The sequence below is a fragment of the Streptomyces omiyaensis genome (genome assembly GCF_014650895.1).
GTDB classification, from domain to species: domain Bacteria; phylum Actinomycetota; class Actinomycetes; order Streptomycetales; family Streptomycetaceae; genus Streptomyces; species Streptomyces omiyaensis.
Genome location: NZ_BMVV01000006.1, coordinates 70,341 through 90,819 on the forward strand (window position 1 = coordinate 70,341; position 20,479 = coordinate 90,819).

The following is a 20,479-nucleotide window of genomic DNA, read 5'->3' on the forward strand; positions in this document are numbered from 1 at the left end:
GTGGCGGAACGGCCCGCCCCCCTCCCCGGGGACGGGCCGTTCCAGTAAGGACCAGGCGCGTTCTAGAACGCGGCCTCGTCCAGGTCCATGAGGCCGCCGTCCACGCCGTCGGCGAGGAGGCGCTCGGTGGAGACGCCGGGCAGGACGTTGGCGGCGAAGAACTTCGCGGCCGCGATCTTGCCCTGGTAGAAGGCGGTGTCCTTGCCGGCGGTGCCGGAGGCGAGCTTCTCGGCGGCGACGGCCGCGCCCTTGAGGAGCAGGTAGCCGACGACGACGTCGCCGGAGACCATGAGCAGGCGGGTGGTGTTGAGGCCGACCTTGTAGATGTTCTTGACGTCCTCGCCGGTGGCGGTGAGGTCGGTGATCATCTTGCCGACGATCGCCTCCAGGTCGACGGCCGCCTTGGCGAGCGCGTCGCGGGCGCCGGCCAGCTCCTCGCCGCCGGTGCCGACCGCGAGGAACTTCTTGATCTCCTCGGAGAGGGTGTTCAGCGCGGCGCCCTGGTCGCGGACGATCTTCCGGAAGAAGAAGTCCTGGCCCTGGATGGCGGTGGTGCCCTCGTAGAGGGTGTCGATCTTGGAGTCCCGGATGTACTGCTCGATCGGGTACTCCTGGAGGAAGCCGGAGCCGCCGAAGGTCTGGAGCGACTGCGCGAGCTGCTCGTAGCCCTTCTCGGAGCCGTAGCCCTTCACGATCGGGAGCAGGAGGTCGTTGAGGCCGTGCAGGGCCTTGGCGTCCTCGCCCGCCGCCTCCTTGAGCTGGATGGCGTCCTGCACGGAGGCCGTGTAGAGCACGAGGGAGCGCATGCCCTCGGCGTACGCCTTCTGCGTCATCAGCGAGCGGCGGACGTCGGGGTGGTGCGTGATGGTGACCTTGGGGGCCGCCTTGTCCATGAAGTGGGCCAGGTCGGTGCCCTGGACGCGCTCCTTGGCGTACTCCAGGGCGTTGAGGTAGCCCGTGGAGAGGGTGGAGATCGCCTTCGTGCCGACCATCATGCGGGCGAACTCGATGATGAGGAACATCTGGCGGATGCCGTCGTGCTTGTCGCCGATCAGCCAGCCCTTGGCGGGGTGCTTGTCGCCGAAGGTCATCTCGCACGTGTTGGAGGCCTTGAGGCCCATCTTGTGCTCGACGTTGGTGGCGTAGACGCCGTTGCGGGCGCCGAGCTCGCCGGTCTCCCAGTCGAACTCGTACTTCGGGACGAGGAAGAGGCTCAGGCCCTTGGTGCCGGGGCCGGCGCCCTCGGGGCGGGCGAGGACGTAGTGGAGGATGTTCTCCTCCATGTCGTGCTCACCGGACGTGATGAAGCGCTTGACGCCCTCGATGTGCCAGGAGCCGTCCTCCTGCTGGACGGCCTTGGTGCGGCCGGCGCCGACGTCGGAGCCGGCGTCGGGCTCGGTGAGGACCATGGTGGAGCCCCAGCGGCGCTCGACCGCGATCTGGGCGGCCTTCTTCTGCTGCTCGTTGCCCTCGGTGTAGAGGATGCCGGCGAAGGCCGGGCCGGAGGAGTACATCCAGATGGCCGGGTTCGAGCCGAGCAGGAGCTCCGCGTAGGCCCAGATCAGGGAGCGCGGGGAGACGGTGCCGCCGATCTCCTCGGGGATGCCCAGGCGCCAGTACTCGGACTCCATGAAGGCGTTGTACGAGGCCTTGAAGGTGGCCGGAACCGGGGCGGTGTTGGTCTCCGGGTCGAAGACCGGCGGGTTGCGGTCGGCGTCGGCGAAGGACTCGGCCAGCTCGTTCTCGGCGAGGCGGCGGATCTCGTCGAGGATGCTCTTGGCGGTCTCGACGTCCATCTCCTCGAACGGACCGGTGCCGTACACCTTGTCGCGGCCGAGCACCTCGAAGAGGTTGAACTCGATGTCGCGGAGATTCGACTTGTAGTGCCCCATGGCGACGGCTCCGTAAAGATCGGGGAGGGGTTCCTCGTGCCGAGTGCCACCCGCTTCCTACCCACGAGTAGCGCACTCTTCTCTCCGATGATGCTACCCGCCGGTAATAAGAGCAACCCCTGGCGGGAGATCTGTGACGCGCCTCGCGCCGGGCGCGCGTCCGCCGCCCCGGCGCGGGGCGTGCGCCCGGGGTGCGGACGCGGGCCCCTGCGGGGGCCGCCCGCTCGCTAGGCTGGGGCCATGTACGGATACGGGCAGCACGGGGACGGCGGCGCCGCCCAGCAGCAGTACGCACCGCCCCCGCAGGGGCAGTACCCCCCGCAGGCCGGCATGGCCGGGGGGTACGGGCAGCAGCAGGCCCCGCTCTATCCCGAGCCCTCGCCGCCCTCCCTCGCCGACGCCGTCCGCGCCTTCACCACCGGCACCCTGTCGGCCGAGGACTTCCAGCAGATCTTCGCGACCTCGAAGGTCTACTGCCCGCGCGGCGACAACCCCGGCTTCCTCGCCCTGCACAACACCCAGCAGCCGGTGATCCCGATGTTCACCACGCTCAAGGAGCTGCGGCGGTACGCGGGCAAGGAGTCGAAGTACTTCGTGATCACCGGCGCCGAGGTGATCGACCTGCTCCCGACCGGGTACGGCTTCGTCCTCGACATGGAGGGCGACCACCGGATCGTCTTCGACGCGAAGGCCGTGGAGCAGATGGTCGACTTCGCGATGCGGCGGATGTACGGCTGACCGATCCTGAAGTGGTGAAGAGCGCCCGGGAGGAATTCCTTCCGGGCGTTCCGCGTTCCGGGTGGCAAGAAGTTCAGCATTCAACTAAAGTGGGGGCACGAGGACAGGCCGAGAAGGCCATCCAGCCCTCAGGCCGCACCAAGGAGGCCCCGCCACCCTGCCGCGCGTCGTCGCCCCGGCCGACGCCGCCCCGCGACCCGTGCTCGCCGTCACCACGGCCCCCCAGGGCGGCACCTTCGACCACCAGGACTCCAACGGCGGCGGCGGCACCATCACCAACGGCGACACCCAGTGGATGACCGCCGGCTCCGGCCTCCTCCACATCGAGGCCCCGCCGGAGTCCCTCGTCGTCAGCGGCGGCCTCTTCCACGGCCTCCAGCTGTGGGTCAACCTGCCCGCCTCCGACAAGATGATGGCCCCCCGCTACCAGGACATCCGCGGCGGCCAGGTCCAGCTCCTCACCTCCCCCGACGGCGGCGCGCTGCTCCGCGTCATCGCCGGCGAGCTCGACGGACACGAGGGCCCCGGCATCACCCACACCCCGATCACGATGATCCACGCCACGCTCCGCCCCGGCGCCGAGATCAGCCTGCCCTGGCGCGAGGACTTCAACGGCCTCGCGTACGTCATGGCCGGCCGCGGCACCGTCGGCGCCGAGCGCCGCCCGATCCACCTCGGCCAGACCGCGGTCTTCGGCCAGGGAGGCTCGCTCACCGTCCGCGCGGACGAGAAGCAGGACGGGAACACCCCCGACCTGGAGGTCGTCCTCCTCGGCGGGCGCCCGATCCGCGAGCCGATGGCGCACTACGGCCCGTTCGTCATGAACACCCAGGCCGAACTCCGCCAGGCCTTCGAGGACTTCCAGGCCGGCCGCCTCGGGACCATCCCGGCGGTCCACGGGATGGGCGGGTAACAGCCGGCGCGCCGGGCCCCCTCCGCGGGGGCCCGGCCCGCGCGCGGGCCGGCGGGGCGCCGCCCGGACGGCCCGTCACGTCCGCGTCCCGCCGGCACCGGCGTGATCTCATGGGCGGGTGGAGACGAGCCGAACGCCCCTGCTGCCCGAACCCGCTCGCAAGGCCGGTGCCTGGTGCGCCGTCATGCTCCTCGTCGCGGGCGTGGCCGCCGTCTTCATCTGGCTCTGCGTCGTCTTCAAGACGGCCGTGACCCCCGTGCTGCTCGCCATCCTCGGGACGGCGCTGCTGCGGCCCCTCTACCGGCGACTCGTGCGGATGAAGGTCAGCAGGTCCCTCGCCGCCGCCGTCACCGTCACCGCCATCCTCGTCGTCGTCGGCGGCGCCGGCTACATCGTCGTCGCCGCCCTCCTCGAGACCGGCGACCAGATCCTCGCCTCGCTGCGCCAGGCCGCCGTCGACATCGCCGAGCACTTCGGGGCCGCGGGGACCTCGCTGGAGGACCTCGCCAAGAACGCCAAGCAGCTCCTGGAGAGGTTCGGCGGCACCGCCGCCTCCGGGGTGATCTCCGGCCTCAGCGTCGTCGGCCAGATGCTCGCCACCGCCGTCCTCGCCCTCCTCCTGATCTTCTTCTTCCTCCGCGACTCCGACAAGGCGATCGGCTCCCTGCGCGCCTTCGTCCCCTCCGGCACCGCCGACACCGCCGAGGCCATGGCCCGCCGCGCCTTCGAGGCCGTCGAGGGCTTCATGCGCGGCACCACCTTCGTCGCCTTCGTCGACGCCGTCCTCATCGGCGTCGGCCTGCTCGTCCTCCAGGTGCCCGGCGCCGTCGGCCTCGCCGCCCTCGTCTTCGTCACCGCCTACATCCCCTACCTGGGCGCCTTCCTCTCCGGCGCGGTCGCCGTCCTCGTCGCCCTCGCCGACCGGGGCTTCGCCATCGCCCTGTGGGTGCTCGGCATCGTCCTCGCCGTCCAGGTCATCGAGGGCAACGTCCTCCAGCCGATGGTCCAGAGCCGCACCGTCCAGATGCACCCCGCCGCCGTCATGCTGGCCATCACCGCCGGCGCCTCCGTGGCGGGCATCCTCGGCATGCTCCTCGCCGTCCCCCTCACCGCTGCCGCGACCGGCATCCTCGGCGAACTCCGCGCCCGCTACGGCACCGGACCCGCACGCGACGAACCCGCCGCCCCGGCCCCCGCGGACTAGACCGGCGCCCCGCCCGGCTCGAAGGACCGCAGCATGGCCTCCAGGGCCGCCTGGTCGGGCCCCACGAAGGGGTCGGAGTCCGGGACCCGCGCCAGCGTCCCCAGCATCCGGTCCGTCATCCGCACCGCGGGCGGCAGATGGGTGCAGAGCACGATCTCCGGGTCCATCTCCCGCATCGGCGCCAGGCTCGCCCGGTACTTCTCCGCGTCCACCAGGTGCACCCACGGACTGTCGATCGTCGCCCACAGCAGCTGCGCGGCCCGCAGCTCCTCCGGCTTCAGATCGCTCGCGTGCCCCGACTCGGCGAGCTCGGCGCTGGGCATCGGACCGCCGAAGCAGTCGGAGGTGAAGCAGATCCGGGTCCGGTCGTCGTAGAAGCCGACGGTCGCCGGATTGTCGAAGAGCGGCGGCCGGAAGGCGTGCAGCGACCGGTCTCCCACGTCCAGGGACTGCCCCGGATTGAGGAAGTGGACCCGGTCCAGCGGCAGCGCCCGCTCGGTCGTCATGATGCCGCAGCCGATGAAGGTGGTCACCACGCGCGCGCGTGGCGCGGCCTCCAGGAGCGCGAAGATCCCGCCCGTGTGGTCCCGGTCCGGGTGGGTGAGCCAGATCCAGCGCACGTCCCGGGGGTCCATCACCCCGCTCAGCGCGGCGACGAAGTCCCGGTCCGCGAGCGAGAGGCCGGTGTCGACGACGACGGGCTCGGCGGCGGTCAGCACGTACGCGTTGGCCGGGAGGTGGCCGATCCCCGGCACCTCCAGGCTGTCGGCCAGGACGGTGGTGTCACTGCCGACCTTGTGGGTGTCCATGGCACGCTCCGTGGTCCCCCCGGGCGGCCGTACCCCACCAGTCTCCGCCGTACGGGGACACCCCGCGCGCCGGAACGCCCGGCCGTCCCGCCGGGCCCCGCCGAATCTCCCGCCGGGCCCCGCCCGACCGCCCCGGAAGGCCCCCTCCCGCGGCCCCGTCCGGCCACGGGCAGCGGCCCCGTCCGGTCAGGGGCAGCATCCCTCCGGGCCCGTCGGCTCGTTCAGTTCGAACCAGATCGTCTTGCCCTCGCCGCGCGGCTCCACGCCCCACACGTCGGCCAGCATCTCCATCAGCACCAGACCGCGCCCGCTGGACGCCATCTCGCCCGGGTGGCGCTTGTGCGGCAGCTCGTCGCTGGCGTCGGAGACCTCCACGCGCAGCCGGCGGCCCTGGTCGCCGCAGGCGACCTCGGCGGTCAGCAGGGCGTCGCCGTCGGTGTGGACCAGGACGTTCGTGACCATCTCGGAGACCATCAGGACGGCCGAGTCCAGCTGGTCCCGGTCGGTCCAGTCGTGCAGCAGCTGCCGCATCTGCTCGCGCGCCTCCGCGATCCGCTCCGGCTCCGCCTGGGCGATCGTCATCAGGGTGCGGCGCGGCGTCTCCCGCACCGTCGCGGCCGGCCGCCGGGACAGCAGCAGGACGGCGATGTCGTCCTCGCGCCGGTCCGCGAGCGGCCCGGTGGTGTAGTGGGAACCGGGCCCGTGGACGGCCTCCACGAGGGTGTCGGCCAGCTCCTCCAGATCGTCGCCCCGGTGCTCCTCCAGGAGCTTCCTGACCCGCTCCCAGCCGCTGTCCAGGTCGTGCCCGCCGGTCTCCAGGAGGCCGTCGGTGCAGACCATCAGGGTCTCGCCGGGGTCCAGGGTGAGCCGGGTCGTGGGGTAGTCGGTGTCGGCGTCGATGCCGAGCGGCAGCCCGCCGGCCGTGGGCCGCAGCAGCACCGTGCCGTCCATCATCCGCACCGCCGGGTCAGGGTGGCCCGCACGCGCGATGTCCACCGTCCCCGTCTCCAGGTCCACCTCCAGGTAGAGACAGGTCGCGAAGCGCGGCCCGCCGCCCGCACCGGAGGCCCCCTCCTCGCCGGAGTAGCCGTCGTTCACCCCGTACAGGAACCGCGAGGCGCGCGAGAGCACCGCGTCCGGCCGGTGCCCCTCGGAGGCGTACGCCCGCAGCGCGATCCGCAGCTGCCCCATCAGCGCCGCCGCCCGCACGTCGTGCCCCTGCACGTCCCCGATGACCAGGGCGATCCGGCCCGCGCCGGAGCCGTTGCCGCCGGGCAGCCGGATCACGTCGTACCAGTCGCCGCCGACCTGGAGCCCGCCGCCGGTCGGCACGTACCGCGCCGCGATCCGGATCCCCGGGATCCCCGGGCCCAGCACCGGCATCATCGTCCGCTGGAGGCCGAGCGACAGCTCCCGCTCCGACTCCGCCACCCCGGCCCGGGCCAGCGCCTGCGCCAGCATCCGCGCCACCGTCGTCAGCACCGACCGCTCGTCCGGCGTGAAGGCCACCGGGTGCTTGAAGGCGGCCATCCAGGCGCCCATCGTCCGCCCCGCCACCACGAGCGGCACGAACGCCCACGACTGCCGTTCGAACCGCTCCGCCAGCGGCCACGTCATCGGGAAGCGGCGCCGGTACTCCTCCGGGGACGGCAGGTAGAGCGCCCGGCCGGTCCGCACCACCTCCGCCGCCGGGTAGTCCGTGGCCAGGGACATCGAGGTGAAGGGGGCCTCGTCGCCGTCCCGCTGCCCGTGGTGCCCGATCACCGTGAGCCGCTCGCCCGACATCCCGAAGACCGCGAGCCCGTCCGGCGAGAACCCCGGCATCGACAGCGAGGCCGCCACCCGCAGCACCTCCGCCGTCGACCGCGCCTCGGCCAGTGCCCGTCCCGCGTCCAGCAGGAAGGCCTCCCGCGAGCGCCGCCAGTCGCCCGTGATCGGGGTGTGCGGCCCGGCCGTCCCCGGCTGCGGCTCGGCCACCTCCTGGAGCGTGCCGATCAGCTGGTAGTCGCCGCCCTCGATCAGCGGCTTGGACCGGCTGCGGACCGTGCGGACCACCCGGCCCCGCTCGTCCATGATCCGCAGCCGGGCCTCGGCGAGCGTGCCCTCGGCCACCGCCAGGTTCACCACGCCGTCGATCTCGTTCCAGTCCACCGGGTGGAAGCGGGAGCGCACCGCCGCCTCGCTCAGCCGCACCGGCTCGGCGGGCAGCCCGAGCAGCCGGGCGGCCTCGGCGTCGAGCGAGACGATCCCGGAAGCGTTGTCCCAGCGCCACAGGCCCGTGGCGATCGCGGCCAGGACGTCCTCGGTGCGCATTGCCCCACTTTATGAATATCGGACTGCGTGTCGCCACCGAGAGTATTCGAATCGCGATCTTGGGTGTCCCGGTAGGCTTGGGAAGGCCCTGACGCCGTCACGGCCACGGCTTTCCCCCTGAATCCCGAAGACTGGATGAACGACGATGCATCGGTACAGGTCCCACACCTGCGGCGAGCTCCGCGCCTCTGACGTCGGCACCGACGTCCGGCTGAGCGGCTGGCTGCACAATCGGCGCGACCTGGGCGGCATCCTCTTCATCGATCTGCGCGACCACTACGGCATCACGCAGCTCGTCGCCCGCCCCGGCACCCCCGCCTACGAGGCGCTCGACAAGCTGACGAAGGAGTCCGTCGTCCGCGTCGACGGCAAGGTCGTCTCGCGCGGTGCGGAGAACGTCAACCCCGAGCTCCCCACCGGCGAGGTCGAGGTCGAGGTCGGCGCGGTCGAGGTCCTCGGCGCCGCCAAGCAGATCCCCTTCACCATCAACGCCGACGACGGCGTCAACGAGGAGCGGCGCCTGGAGTACCGCTTCCTCGACCTGCGCCGCGAGCGCATGCACCGCAACATCATGCTGCGCTCCGCCGTCATCGCGGCGATCCGCTCCAAGATGGTGGCCCTCGGCTTCAACGAGATGGCGACCCCGATCCTCACCGCGACCTCCCCCGAGGGCGCCCGTGACTTCGTCGTGCCGTCCCGTCTCAACCCGGGCAAGTTCTACGCGCTCCCGCAGGCCCCGCAGCAGTTCAAGCAGCTGTTCATGATCTCGGGCTTCGACCGCTACTTCCAGATCGCGCCCTGCTTCCGCGACGAGGACGCCCGCGCCGACCGCTCGCCCGGCGAGTTCTACCAGCTCGACGTCGAGATGAGCTTCGTCGAGCAGGAGGACGTCTTCCAGCCGATCGAGAAGCTCATGACGGAGCTCTTCGAGGAGTTCGGCGGCGGCCGCCACGTCACCTCGCCGTTCCCGCGGATCCCCTTCCGCGAGTCGATGCTCAAGTACGGCAACGACAAGCCGGACCTGCGGACCTCCCTCGAACTCGTCGACATCTCCGACGTGTTCGAGAACTCCGAGTTCAAGGCCTTCGCCGGCAAGCACGTCCGCGCGCTCGCCGTCCCGGACACCGGCGACCAGCCGCGCAAGTTCTTCGACTCCCTCGGCGACTTCGCCGTCTCCCTGGGCGCGAAGGGCCTGGCCTGGGTCCGCGTCGGCGAGGGCAACGCCCTCACCGGCCCCATCGCCAAGTTCCTCACCGAGGAGAACGTCAAGGTCCTCACCGAGCGCCTCGGCCTCGTCCCCGGCCACGCGATCTTCTTCGGCGCCGGCGAGTTCGACGAGGTCTCCAAGATCATGGGCCCGGTCCGGGTCGAGGCCGCCAAGCGCGCCGGCCAGTTCGAGGAGAACGTCTTCCGCTTCGCGTGGATCGTCGACTTCCCGATGTACGAGAAGGACGAGGAGACCGGCAAGATCGACTTCTCGCACAACCCCTTCTCCATGCCCCAGGGCGGCCTGGAGGCCCTGGAGACGAAGGACCCCCTGGACATCCTCGGCTGGCAGTACGACATCGTCTGCAACGGCATCGAGCTGTCCTCCGGCGCCATCCGGAACCACGAGCCCGACATCATGTTCAAGGCCTTCGAGATCGCCGGCTACAGCCGTGAGACCGTCGAGTCCGAGTTCGCCGGCATGCTCCGCGCCTTCCAGTACGGCGCCCCGCCGCACGGCGGCATCGCCCCCGGCGTCGACCGCATCGTCATGCTCCTCGCGGACGAGCCCAACATCCGCGAGACCATCGCGTTCCCGCTGAACGGCAACGCGCAGGACCTCATGATGGGCGCCCCCACGGAGCTCGACGAGACCCGCCTGCGCGAGCTGAACATCCAGCTCCGCAAGCCGGTCGAGAAGAAGCTCGTGGACGACCGCCCGGTCACGGACTCGGTCCACCCGGACGCCGCGCGCTGAGCACTCCGCGCGCGCTGAGCGTTCGGGCGCGCTGAGGGCCCGCGCACGAAGGGCCCGGGATCCCCGACGGGGATCCCGGGCCCTTCGCCGTTCACCCGGCCGGCGACTCCCACCGGACCTCGCCGTCGTGGACCTCCCCGGTCGGCACGAGCCCGGCGGAGCGGGCGACGGCGGCGGAGGCGGCGTGCCCGGGGTGCACGTGCGCGACGACGGTGCGGACCCGGGGCCGCAGCCACCCGACGAGCGCCCGGGCCGCCTCCCCGGCGTACCCGCGCCCCTGCCAGGCGGTGCCGACGACCCAGGCGACCTCGGCGCCCGCCCCGGTGACGGTCGCCTGCACGGTCCCGACGAGCCGCCCGCCGTCCCGCTCCCGCAGCACCCAGTTGCACCAGGTCGTCCCCGGCTCCGGCGCCCCGGCCTCCCACCGCGCGTACCGCGCCCGCAGCTCCTCCGGGCTCTCCGGCTCGCCCCCGGTGAACACGTGCAGCGCGGGATCCCCCAGCACCCCGGCCATCTCCTCGGCGTGCGCCACCTCCAGCGGCACCAGCTCCAGCCGCTCGGCGGCGATCACCTCGACGGCGATGTCGTCCGTCATCCCTCGACCCCCTCTGATCACGCAGGGCCCGCAGTATCGCACCGGCCCGCCGGCCGGGGCGGGGGCGCCGGCGGAGCCGTGTACGCGGCAGGGCCGCTCCGGGAGCCGCCGCAGGTGGGGCAGGGGGACGGGTGCGGGCTCCGGGGCGGGCGTCGGTACGGGTAGGGATACGGGCTCCGGGGCGGGCGTCGGTACGGGTACGGCCTCCGGGGCGGGGGCGCTCGGGTTGTGGCGGATGACCGTCTCCGTGACGAGGCGGCCCCTCGCGGTGCGGATCACCGTGCGGCGCGGGCCGGGAAGGGTGATCGAGCTCCGCCCGCACCGGCTTGCGGACCACGCTCGACCAGGACGCGCTCCATCCGCGGAACGGGGCGGAGCGCGGCCTGCCGGCGCTGGGGCGCACGAAGGGGCGGACGGCGAGGGGGGTCGTCGCCACGCCCACGACGGGCTTCGACCCCGACGCCATCCGCACCGGCGCCGGCGCCGGTGCGGATGGCGCCCGCCGGACCCTCAGCGGGCGTGCTCCTTCAGGAAGGCGCCCGCGAGTGCCGCCGCCTCCTCCTTCGTGGGGGCTGTGGTGGCGTCGCTCCTGGTGCCGTCGGCGGCGGTGGCCGTCCACGTCCAGCCCCCGCCGGCCGGGGTCAGCTCGGCGCGGCCGCCGAAGAGGTCGAGGGCGAGGGTCCCGGGGGCGGGGCGGCTCACCGCGTCCGGCCACTTCTTGCGGGCGCCCTGGCGGGTGATGCCCCAGACGGCGCCCAGCTGTTCGTAGCTCGCCCCGTAGGACCCCGCCGTGCCGGCGGCGATGGCGGTGAGGCGCTTGACCTCCTGGTCCACGACCTTCCACGCGGCCAGCACGGAGAGCGCGACGTCCACCGGCTCGCCCCGCCACATGTGTTCCTCCGGCTGCCCGGTGGTGCGGGCGCGCAGGGCGGTGGCCAGGGGGTTCAGTGCGGCGTGGAGCGCCGATTCGAGGCCGGTCAGTTCTTCCGCGGGTAGCTCCTCTGCGTACGTCATGCGACAACTCTAGTTTACGAATGGGCGGCTCGGGAACTCTTGTTTACGTGAAGACCTCATCGGAGTTCTCCAGGAACGGCGCCGCCGCCGGCGGGCCCGGCGGGCCCGGCGGGCCCGCCGGCCGCACCGCGCCGCGGTGCAGGGCCGCGCCCCCTCCGCGCGGGCCGTGGTCCGCTCCGCGGCCCGCCGCCCGCCCGCCGGCTCCGCCGAGGCGGGCAGGCCCGCCTCGGCGGGCCTGCCCGGATCCCGGTCCGTCCGGTTCGTCGGCGTGCGCCGCAGGCCGGGGAGACCCGCGGCGGGACGCCGCGGGACCGGCAGTGCGGAGCCTGTGGCCCGGTGGACGGAGGAGAGGTGAGGAGGGGCGGCGGGGCCGGGTCAGAGCCAGCCGCGCTGGGCGGCCTTCAGGCCCGCCTCGAAGCGGCTGGCCGCTTCGAGGCGTTCCATCAGGGCGGCCATCTGGCGGCGGACGGTGCGGACGGAGACGCCGAGCCGTTTGCCCGCGGCCTCGTCGGTGAGGCCGCCGGCGAGGAGTTTCAGGAGGCTCTGTTCGGCGGGGGAGAGGCCGCCGGCGTCGTCGCGGCCCGCCCGGTGGTCCGCGCCGAGCGGGACGGCCACCTCCCAGGTCTGCTCGAAGAGGGCGAGGAGCGGGGCGACGATGCCGGGGGCGCTGGTGCAGAGGGCGCCGAGGCGGGTGTTGGCCGGATCGATGGGGACGACGGCGATCCGGCCGTCGAAGACCAGCATCCGGGGCGGGGTCTCGGGACAGGTGCGGATCTGGCCGCCGTTCTCGGTGTGCCAGCGGGCGTAGGCGAAGGTCGCCGGGTCGTTGCGGGCGCTGTCCTGGTAGATCGTCCGCAGGCTCACGCCCCGGGCGAGGGCCCGCTCGTCGAGCGGGCGGGCCGCGTCGAGGCTGGCCTGGGACTGGGCGCCGCCCGGTTCGATGGAGCAGCACTCCTCGGTGAGGTCGCGGGAGAGCCTCTCCAGACGGGACTGGATGGCGTCGAGCCCGATGAGGCGTTCGGCGTCCCCCGCGCCGGAGGCGGGACGGTCGGCTGCGTAGGCGGCGACGGTGCGGGCGACGGCCTCCTTGCTGTGGGCCAGTTCCTGCTGGCGGCGCAGGAGTTCGACCTCCTGCCGCCGCAGGATGGCTTCGAAGCCGGTCTCCGGGCTGACCGCGCGGAGCATGCCGGGCGAGTCCCGGGAAGGTCTCAGCAGCTCCAGGTCGACCAGGTCGTCGAGGCATTCGCGCAGCCGGACCTCCGCGATGCCCAGCCGACCGGCGAGCTCGTCGAGACTGTCCGGACTTCCGTTCAACAGGCAGCGGTACACCGCTTCCTGATCCGTACCGAGGCCCAGTAATTCAAGGCCATGCGTGTCGTGCATGATCCACCCCCCAGTGGTACGCCTGTTCGGTCATCCTAGGCCTCAGGAGTTTCCAGGACAGCTCTCTGACCGGCGCATACGTGGTCGCGCGAGCGAGTGCGTCACCTTCATGTCATGGCACGGTCACCCGCTGGCCGTGGGGGAGCGGCACCTTGGTGTCAGGCAGCTTGGTGCCGCGGGGAAACCCTTCTCCCAGGTCAGGCGCGCGAACAGGATGGTGCCACCGAGAGGGGGCCGCCCGGCGGGAACGGTGCCGGTCCCTCCCGGAGCGGGCCCCGCCCGGAACCGGCCCCGCCGGTTCCCTCCGGCCCACCGCGCACCGCCACCGCCGCCGCCCACGCCGCCCCAGCCCTGGAGAGGAACCTCCGTGTCCGCGTCCGTCCGCCGCTCCCCCGTCGCCGCCGCCCTCGCCCTCGCCCTCGCCCTCACGGGCCTCGCCGCCGGGACCCTCGCCGCCGCGGGGTCCGACGCGGCGGCCCCCGCCGTCGCCGCCCCCGCCGACACCATCGGCTGGGACGCGAGCCCGGCGGAGGGCGACGCCGGCCCGGCGGACGACACGATCGGCTGGGACGCGGGCCCGGCGGACGGGGAGGTCGGCGTGGTGGGCGACACCATCGGCTGGGACTGACCGGACGGCCCCCGTTCCGAGAGACGACCCGTGCTCATGGTCCGCGCCCTGCTGACGGACATCGCAGGAGCCGACACCCCCACCGCGAGCCCCGCCCTCGTCCACGACCTGCTGTGGGCGCACGCCGCCCCGGCCGACGGCCTGGAACACCTCAGGATCCGCCGGCTCGCGCACGGCCTGGACGTCGTCCTCTTCCTCGCCGCCCGCACCGACGAGGCGGCCCTCCGCTCCGCCGGCGCCCTGCTCGACCGCGCCCGGATCCCGCTCTCCCGCCACGGCTGCGCCGGCGGACTCGCCCGCTAGAACGCGTCCGCGCCGGACCGGATGCGGGTGGCACACGATCGGGCGACCGGTTTCGCCCGTGACGGTGGCGGCGGACACCGCGAAGGGTGAAACCGGCCGGAGCCCAGTGTCCAGGAGGTCCCCGCGACCGGTTGATCACGGCATGAGTACCGTAGTGAGCAGCCCGATACTGACCGACACGACGCCCCGCGCCCCGGAGTTCGAGGGGGCGGGCGCGGACACCGCGCCCGGAGCCATACTGGCGCTCACCTGCACCGCACCCGACACCCGGACGCTGACGGTCCGCCTCCGCGGGGAGGCCGACCACTGGAGTCTGGCGCCGCTGCGCGGCGTGCTGGAGGAGGCGCGCGACCGGGGCCGCCGGAGCCTGGTCCTCGACTGCCGGGAGCTGACGTTCTGCGACAGCGCCCTGCTGAAGGTCCTCGACGGCTGGCGGTGCGCCGGAGGTGCCTACCGCGTGGTCTCCCTGCCCGGCACGCTCCCCGCGCTGATGCGGGAGCTGCTGCTGGCCGGAGCCTCCGCCCCCGCCCCCCTCCCCGCCGTCCTCCCCGGTCCCGTCCCCGCCCTCGTCCCCCGTCCCGGTCCCGTCCCCGCCGGCTGACACGGCGAAGGCCGCCGCCCGGTGCGGGCGGCGGCCTTCGGCGTACCTTCCGGTGTGCTCACCGGCGGACGTCAGTCCTTCTTCGGGTCCTCCAGGCGCGGGAAGAGCACCGCGCCCTTCGTCACCGTCGCACCGGCCGGGAGCTGGCCCCAGCGGGCCGCGTCCTGGACGGGCTGGGCGGCCAGGGCGCCCAGGGACGGCTCGGCGCCGAGCGAGTCCCACAGCTTCTGGGACGACTCCGGCATCACCGGGTTCAGCAGGACGGCGGCGGCGCGGAGGGACTCGGCGGCCGTGTAGAGGATCGTCGCCAGGCGGGCCCGGCCCTCCTCCGACTCGTCCTTCGCGACCTTCCACGGCTCCTGCTCCGTGATGTAGCCGTTGACCTGCTTCACGAAGTCGAAGACCGCCAGGATGCCGCCCTGGAAGTCCAGCTCCTCGCCGATCTTGGCGTCGGCGGTCGCGACCGCCTTCGCCAGACCCTCCTGGACCGCCTTCTCGGCGTCGCCGTCGGCGGCCGACGCCGGCAGCTCGCCGCCGAAGTACTTGCCGACCATCGCCGCCACGCGGGAGGCGAGGTTGCCGTAGTCGTTGGCCAGCTCGGAGGTGTAGCGGGCGGAGAAGTCCTCCCACGAGAACGAGCCGTCCTGACCGAAGGCGATCGCGCGGAGGAAGTACCAGCGGTACGCGTCCACGCCGAAGTGCGAGGTCAGGTCCTGCGGCTTGATGCCGGTCAGGTTCGACTTCGACATCTTCTCGCCGCCGACCATCAGCCAGCCGTTGGCCGCGACCTTGCCCGGGACCGGGAGGCCCTGCGCCATCAGCATCGCCGGCCAGATGATCGCGTGGAAGCGGAGGATGTCCTTGCCGATGAGGTGGACGTCGGCCGGGAAGGTCTCGTCGAACTTCGCCTGGTCGGCGCCGTAGCCGACGGCCGTCGCGTAGTTCAGGAGCGCGTCGACCCACACGTAGACGACGTGCTTGTCGTCCCACGGGACGGGGATGCCCCAGTCGAAGGTCGACCGCGAGATGGAGAGGTCCTCCAGGCCCTGCTTCACGAAGTTCAGGACCTCGTTGCGCGCCGACTCCGGCTGCACGAAGTCCGGGTTCGCCTCGTAGAACTCCAGGAGCTTCGGGCCGTACTCGCTCAGCTTGAAGAAGTAGTTCTCCTCCTTGAGGATCTCCACCGGCTTCTTGTGGACGGAGCAGAGCTTGGTGCCGTCCTCCGCCTCGATGAGGTCGCCCGGGAGCTTGAACTCCTCGCAGCCGACGCAGTACGGGCCCTCGTAGCCGCCCTTGTAGATCTCGCCCTTGTCGTACAGGTCCTGCACGAACTCCTGGACGCGGTCCGTGTGACGCTTCTGCGTGGTGCGGATGAAGTCGTCGTTCGCGATGTTCAGGTGCTCCCAGAGGGGCTTCCAGGCCTCCTCGACGAGCTTGTCGCACCAGGCCTGGGGCGTGACGTCGTTCGCCTCGGCCGTGCGCATGATCTTCTGACCGTGCTCGTCCGTGCCGGTGAGGTACCACACCTTCTCGCCGCGCTGACGGTGCCAGCGCGTGAGCACGTCGCCTGCGACGGTCGTGTAGGCGTGGCCCAGGTGAGGAGCGTCGTTGACGTAGTAGATGGGGGTCGTGACGTAGAACGCCTTCGCCCCCTGCTTCTCGGATCCAGTGGCCGCCATGGTCGAAATCCTAACGGGCCTGCGGAGATCCACTCACCTCGATGAGAGGCAGGGGGCGGACGTGCGCCGCGCGGCTAGAGCGCGAGCCCGTCGACGACGCCGCGGTAGAACTCCGCGTGCGGGGTCTCGACCGGCGCCGGGCCCGCGAAGTGCGTCGCCGTCCGGTCCGCGGTGAGCTTGCGCAGGTAGTCGAAGGCCTTGCCGTCCTCCTCGCCCCACGCCGTGAAGCGCCAGTGCAGCGGGCGGCCGGCGGCCTCGGCCAGCGCCTGGGTCGCGGCGGTACGGGACTCGGGGGCCCCGTCCGTCTGGAAGATCACCAGCGCCGGGCGGGACGCGTCGTCCTTCTCGTGGCGGGCGAGGACCTCCTCGACGGCCCGGTGGTAGTTCGTCCGCCCCAGGCGGCCCAGGCCCGCGTTGATCTCCTCGACGCGGGTCGGCGTGAGGCCGGCGGGGGTCAGGTCGACGACCCCGTCGATGTCGGTCGAGAAGAACACGGTCGTCACCGTCGCCTCCTCGTCCAGGTGCGCCGCGAGCGCGACGGCCTGCTCGGCGAGGCGCTGCACGGACCCGTCCTTGAAGTACCCGCGCATCGAACCGGACCGGTCGACGACCAGGAACACCCGGGCCCGGGCCCCCTCGATCCCCGCCTTGCGGAGCACGCCGCCGGCCGCCTTGTACGCCTCCGCCAGCTGCGGCGCGGCCGCCTTCACCCGCGCGAGCGGGACGGCGGGCCCCTGCGCGGCGACGGGCTCGGCGTCCTCCGCCTGCGCGGCGACGGGTTCGGCCCCGGCGGCCGGCGCGGTGACCTCCGCGGCGGGTGCCTCCTCGGCGGGGGCCTCCTGCGGCTCCGCCGCCCCGGTCTCCGCGCCGGAGGCCTCCGGCGCGGCCTGCCCTGCCGGGGCGTCGGCGTCGACGCCGGCCTCCGGGGCGGCCTCGGCCTCGGCCTCGACCTCCGCGCCGGCGCTCGCGCCGGCGGCCGGAGCGGCCTCCGCCTCGGGCTCGGCCGCGTCGGCCTGCGGCTCCGCCTCGGTGGGAGCGGTCACGACCGCTTCCGGCGCGACCTCGGCCTCGGCGGTCGCCTGCGGCTCCGCCGCGTCCGCGTCGGCGGCGGTCGGCGTCGCCTCCGCCCCGTGCTCCGCCGCGTCCGCGTCCGCCTTCGGCTCGGCCGCAGCGGCGTCGGGCTCCGTGGCGGGCGACTCCGCGCCGGCGTCGGGCGTGACCACCGTGGTGGTGTCCGCGTCCGCCGTCGGCGGCTGCGCGTCGGCGTCCGCGTCTGCGGCGACGTCCGACTCCGACTCCGACTCCGCCTCCACCTTCGCGTCGGCGTCCGTGATCGCCTCCGGCTCGACGGCGTCCGCCTCCGGCGTGACCACCGCCGCAGCGGCGTCGGTCGCCGTCGCCGACGACTGCGCCTCCGCGTCGGTGTCCACTTCCGCAGCAGCGTCGGTCTGCGCCGCAGCCGGCTCCGCGACGTCGGCGGCAGCGGCCTCCGGCACCTCGGACACGACCGCGTCCGTCTTCGCGTCGGCGTCGGCCTTCGCGTCCGGCTCCGCTTCCGCGACCGCGTCGGCCACCGGCTCCGCGACCGCGTCGGCCACCGGCTCCGCGACCGCGTCGGCCACCGGCTCGGCGTCGGCCACGGGGACGGTGTCGGCCACCGGGGCGGCCACAGGCTCGGCGTCCGCCTTCGCGCCCGGCTCCGCTTCCCCGACCGCGTCGGCCACCGGCTCGGTGTCGGTCGCCGGAACGGTCGTCGGCTCCGGTGCGGGCTCCGGGGCGGTGCGGGCCTTGGGGATCTGGGGGTTGTCGAAGGCGGCGGCCACCAGGTCGTCGGCCGCCTTGCGGGCGGCCGCCTCGGCGGGCTCGGCGGTGGCCGGGTCCGCGGTCGGCGCCGCGGCCGGGGCGGTGGCCGGAGCCGGCTCCGGGGTCGCCTCGGGGGTCCGGGACGCGGAGTCCGCGGGCGCGGAGTCCTGGGCGGGGGCGTCCGCGGCCGGGAGGGACGGCTGGGGGGCGTCTCCGGGTTCGCGGGACTGGGACGGGACGGAGGGGGTCGCGGGATCTTCGCGGTCGCGGCCGAATACCTTGCGCAGCAAGCTCCGAATACCCATGGGCGAACCCTTTCGCATGAGTTGGATGCGGTATGCGTCCTTCACCCCTGGCCAGGGCGGACACGTAAGGTTAGCGGCCGCGTCCTCCGGTTCCGGGGACCCCGTCGGTCACGGTTGCCGCTCATTCATCCGGCGTTCACTCCGCCGCCTCCCCCGTGCAGACGTGCACACATACCGTCACGGCCGAACGGAATTCCCGACACCATGTCGGCGCAGTGCTGCGCCGGAGGAGGACCACGTGCGCAAGCTCCTGCCGATGATCGGCTCCCACTCCCACGGGGGCGGCCGGTCCGCGCTCACCTGCCGCTTCCGGTGCGGTGACGCCTGCTTCCAGGAGGTGCCGAACACCAGCGGGAACGAGTACGTCGGCGACGTCATAGCCGGCGTGCTCTCCCGCCGCTCCGCGCTCCGCGCCGCCGCCGTCGTGACCGTCGCCTCCGCCGCCGGCGGCTCGCTGGTGCTCGGCGGCGCCCAGGAGGCGCAGGCGCACCCCGGCCACCGGCCGGAGCCCAAGGCGGACGGCGCCCGCGGCCTCCGCTTCGCGCCGGTCGCGCCCAACACGGCCGACCAGGTCACCGTCCCCTCCGGTTACGGGCAGAACGTCGTCATCCGGTGGGGCGAGCCGATCCTCCGCGGCGCCCCCGCCTTCGACTCCGAGAAGCAGACGGCCGCCGCGCAGGCCGGTCAGTTCGGGTACAACAACGACTTCCTGTCGCTGCTGCCGCTGCGCGGGGAGCACGGGCGCCAGGTGCTCGTCGCCAACCACGAGTACACCGACGAAGTGCTGATGTTCCGCGGGTACGACGCCGCGAACCCGACCCGCGAGCAGGTCGAGATCGCCTGGGCCGCGCACGGCCTCTCCGTCGTCGTGGTGCAGGAGGAGCGGCGCACCGGCAAGCTCACCCCGGTCACCCGCCACCACCTGAACCGGCGCCTCCACACCACCAGCGAGTTCGAGCTGACGGGGCCCGCCGCGGGCGGCGCGCTCGTGCGGACCTCCGCGGACCCGAAGGGCCGCACCGTCCTCGGCACGCTCAACAACTGCGCCGGCGGCACCACCCCGTGGGGCACCACCCTCCACGGCGAGGAGAACTTCAACCAGTACTTCGCCAACGGCTCGTCCGTCACGGACAAGCGGTACGGCGTCGGCACCGGCGCCTCCGAGCGCAAGTGGGAGCGGTTCGACAAGCGCTTCGACCTCGCGCAGGAGCCGAACGAGGTCCACCGCTTCGGCTGGGTGGTCGAGCTCGACCCGTACGACCCCGAGTCGACGCCCCGCAAGCGCACCGCGCTCGGCCGCTTCAAGCACGAGGCCGCGCAGCCGCGCCTGACGGCCGACGGGCGTCCGGTCGTCTACATGGGCGACGACGAGCGCTTCGACTACTTCTACAAGTTCGTCTCCTCGAAGCGGATGATGAAGGGCGAGTCCCGCCGGGCCCGCGCGCACAACCTCACCCTGCTCGACGAGGGCACGCTGTACGTCGCCAAGCTGACCGGCGACTCCCCGGCCGCCGAGGTCGACGGCACCGGCAAGCTCCCGAACGACGGCGAGTTCGACGGCTCCGGCACCTGGATCCCGCTCGCCACGGCGGGTCCGGGCGGCGCCGTCTCGCACGTGCCCGGCATGACCGCCGAGGAGGTCTTCGTCTTCACCCGCCTCGCCGGCGACAAGGCCGGCGCGACGAAGATGGACCGCCCCGAGGACGTCGAGCCGTCGCCGCGCTCCGGCCGCGTCTACGTCGCCCTGACGAACAACACCAACCGCGGCAAGGGCACCAACCCGGGCGTCGACGAGGCCAACCCGCGCAACCTCAACAAGCACGGGCAGGTCCTGGAGCTCGCCGAGCACTGGGACGACCCGGCCGCCGACGGCTTCGCCTGGCGCCTCTTCCTCGTCGCGGGCGACCCGGAGGACCCGGCCACCTACTTCGCCGGCTACCCGAAGGAGAAGGTCTCCCCGATCTCCTGCCCCGACAACGTGGCCTTCGACCCGCACGGCAACCTGTGGATCTCCACCGACGGCAACGCCCTGGGCACCCACGACGGCCTCTTCGGCGTCGCCACCCACGGCGAGCGCCGCGGCGAGCTGAAGCAGTTCCTCACCGTCCCGCGGGGCGCCGAGACCTGCGGCCCGGTCATCCAGGACCGCCGCGTCCTCGTCGCCGTGCAGCACCCGGGCGAGATCGACGGCGCCTCCGTGGAGAAGCCGGCCTCCGCCTGGCCCGACGGACCCGGGAAGATCGTCCGCCCGTCCGTCGTCGCCGTGTGGCGCAACGACGGGCGCGACATCGGCGTCTGATCAGGCCCCTCCCCCGGGCCCGGGAGGGCCCGGGAGG

The 20,479-nt window shown here is 73.2% G+C and carries 16 protein-coding genes; 8 read left to right on the plus strand and 8 right to left on the minus strand.

Going from position 1 to position 20,479, the window contains the following annotated elements; translation table 11 throughout:
* Positions 1-62: 62 nt before the first annotated feature.
* Positions 63-1,892 (minus strand): acyl-CoA dehydrogenase, encoded by a 1,830-nt coding sequence (locus IE287_RS12040; protein WP_189848980.1) that lies wholly within the window; start codon positions 1,890-1,892, stop codon positions 63-65.
* A 240-nt stretch (positions 1,893-2,132) separates the two neighbouring features.
* Here IE287_RS12040 and IE287_RS12045 point away from each other — a divergent pair, with 240 nt between their 5' ends.
* The 3 genes from IE287_RS12045 (at position 2,133) to IE287_RS12055 (ending at position 4,747) form a co-directional block, all read left to right on the plus strand.
* Positions 2,133-2,630, plus strand: a complete 498-nt coding sequence (locus IE287_RS12045; RefSeq protein WP_189848981.1) for an SseB family protein — start codon at positions 2,133-2,135, stop codon at positions 2,628-2,630.
* Between the two features lie 157 nt (positions 2,631-2,787).
* Positions 2,788-3,543, plus strand: coding sequence for a pirin family protein (locus tag IE287_RS12050; protein WP_189849229.1), 756 nt, complete (start codon positions 2,788-2,790; stop codon positions 3,541-3,543).
* 184 nt (positions 3,544-3,727) lie between these two features.
* Positions 3,728-4,747, plus strand: coding sequence for an AI-2E family transporter (locus tag IE287_RS12055; RefSeq protein ID WP_373307846.1), 1,020 nt, complete (start codon positions 3,728-3,730; stop codon positions 4,745-4,747).
* Here IE287_RS12055 and IE287_RS12060 read toward each other — a convergent pair.
* Positions 4,744-5,556, minus strand: coding sequence for an MBL fold metallo-hydrolase (locus tag IE287_RS12060; protein WP_189848983.1), 813 nt, complete (start codon positions 5,554-5,556; stop codon positions 4,744-4,746). The two genes, IE287_RS12055 and IE287_RS12060, sit on opposite strands and share 4 nt — an antisense overlap.
* 186 nt (positions 5,557-5,742) lie before the next feature.
* Positions 5,743-7,869 (minus strand): ATP-binding SpoIIE family protein phosphatase, encoded by a 2,127-nt coding sequence (locus IE287_RS12065; RefSeq protein ID WP_189848984.1) that lies wholly within the window; start codon positions 7,867-7,869, stop codon positions 5,743-5,745.
* A gap of 145 nt (positions 7,870-8,014) precedes the next feature.
* Here IE287_RS12065 and aspS point away from each other — a divergent pair, with 145 nt between their 5' ends.
* Positions 8,015-9,832 (plus strand): aspartate--tRNA ligase, encoded by a 1,818-nt coding sequence (gene aspS, locus IE287_RS12070; protein ID WP_189848985.1) that lies wholly within the window; start codon positions 8,015-8,017, stop codon positions 9,830-9,832.
* Positions 9,833-9,923: 91 nt separating this feature from the next.
* Here the strand turns inward: aspS and IE287_RS12075 are convergent, their stop codons facing one another.
* The 3 genes from IE287_RS12075 to IE287_RS12085 form a co-directional block, all read right to left on the minus strand.
* Complete coding sequence (locus tag IE287_RS12075) at positions 9,924-10,427, minus strand: GNAT family N-acetyltransferase (RefSeq protein WP_189848986.1); 504 nt, start codon at positions 10,425-10,427, stop codon at positions 9,924-9,926.
* A 510-nt stretch (positions 10,428-10,937) separates the two neighbouring features.
* Positions 10,938-11,441 (minus strand): hypothetical protein, encoded by a 504-nt coding sequence (locus tag IE287_RS12080; RefSeq protein ID WP_189848987.1) that lies wholly within the window; start codon positions 11,439-11,441, stop codon positions 10,938-10,940.
* Positions 11,442-11,816: 375 nt separating this feature from the next.
* Positions 11,817-12,755: a helix-turn-helix transcriptional regulator gene (locus IE287_RS12085; RefSeq protein WP_229883429.1), complete on the minus strand. Its 939-nt coding sequence runs from the start codon at positions 12,753-12,755 to the stop codon at positions 11,817-11,819.
* A 436-nt stretch (positions 12,756-13,191) separates the two neighbouring features.
* On the opposite strand from IE287_RS12085, the gene IE287_RS12090 reads away from it, so the two are divergent.
* The 3 genes from IE287_RS12090 to IE287_RS12100 all read left to right on the plus strand — a co-directional run bounded on the left by IE287_RS12090 (position 13,192) and on the right by IE287_RS12100 (position 14,356).
* The gene (locus IE287_RS12090; protein WP_189848989.1) at positions 13,192-13,452 is read left to right on the plus strand and encodes a hypothetical protein; all 261 of its coding nucleotides are present in this window, start codon (positions 13,192-13,194) and stop codon (positions 13,450-13,452) included.
* Positions 13,453-13,482: 30 nt separating this feature from the next.
* Positions 13,483-13,755 carry a hypothetical protein gene (locus IE287_RS12095; RefSeq protein WP_189848990.1) on the plus strand — a complete coding sequence of 91 codons (273 nt, stop codon included), beginning with the start codon at positions 13,483-13,485 and terminating at the stop codon, positions 13,753-13,755.
* Positions 13,756-13,897: 142 nt separating this feature from the next.
* Complete coding sequence (locus tag IE287_RS12100) at positions 13,898-14,356, plus strand: STAS domain-containing protein (RefSeq protein WP_189848991.1); 459 nt, start codon at positions 13,898-13,900, stop codon at positions 14,354-14,356.
* Positions 14,357-14,427: 71 nt separating this feature from the next.
* On the opposite strand, the gene metG is transcribed toward IE287_RS12100, so the two are convergent.
* Positions 14,428-16,035: a methionine--tRNA ligase gene (gene metG, locus IE287_RS12105; RefSeq protein WP_189848992.1), complete on the minus strand. Its 1,608-nt coding sequence runs from the start codon at positions 16,033-16,035 to the stop codon at positions 14,428-14,430.
* Positions 16,036-16,109: 74 nt separating this feature from the next.
* The gene (locus IE287_RS38470; protein ID WP_229883430.1) at positions 16,110-18,143 is read right to left on the minus strand and encodes a VWA domain-containing protein; all 2,034 of its coding nucleotides are present in this window, start codon (positions 18,141-18,143) and stop codon (positions 16,110-16,112) included.
* Positions 18,144-18,381: 238 nt separating this feature from the next.
* On the opposite strand from IE287_RS38470, the gene IE287_RS12115 reads away from it, so the two are divergent.
* Positions 18,382-20,442: a PhoX family protein gene (locus tag IE287_RS12115; RefSeq protein ID WP_189848993.1), complete on the plus strand. Its 2,061-nt coding sequence runs from the start codon at positions 18,382-18,384 to the stop codon at positions 20,440-20,442.
* Positions 20,443-20,479: the final 37 nt, after the last annotated feature.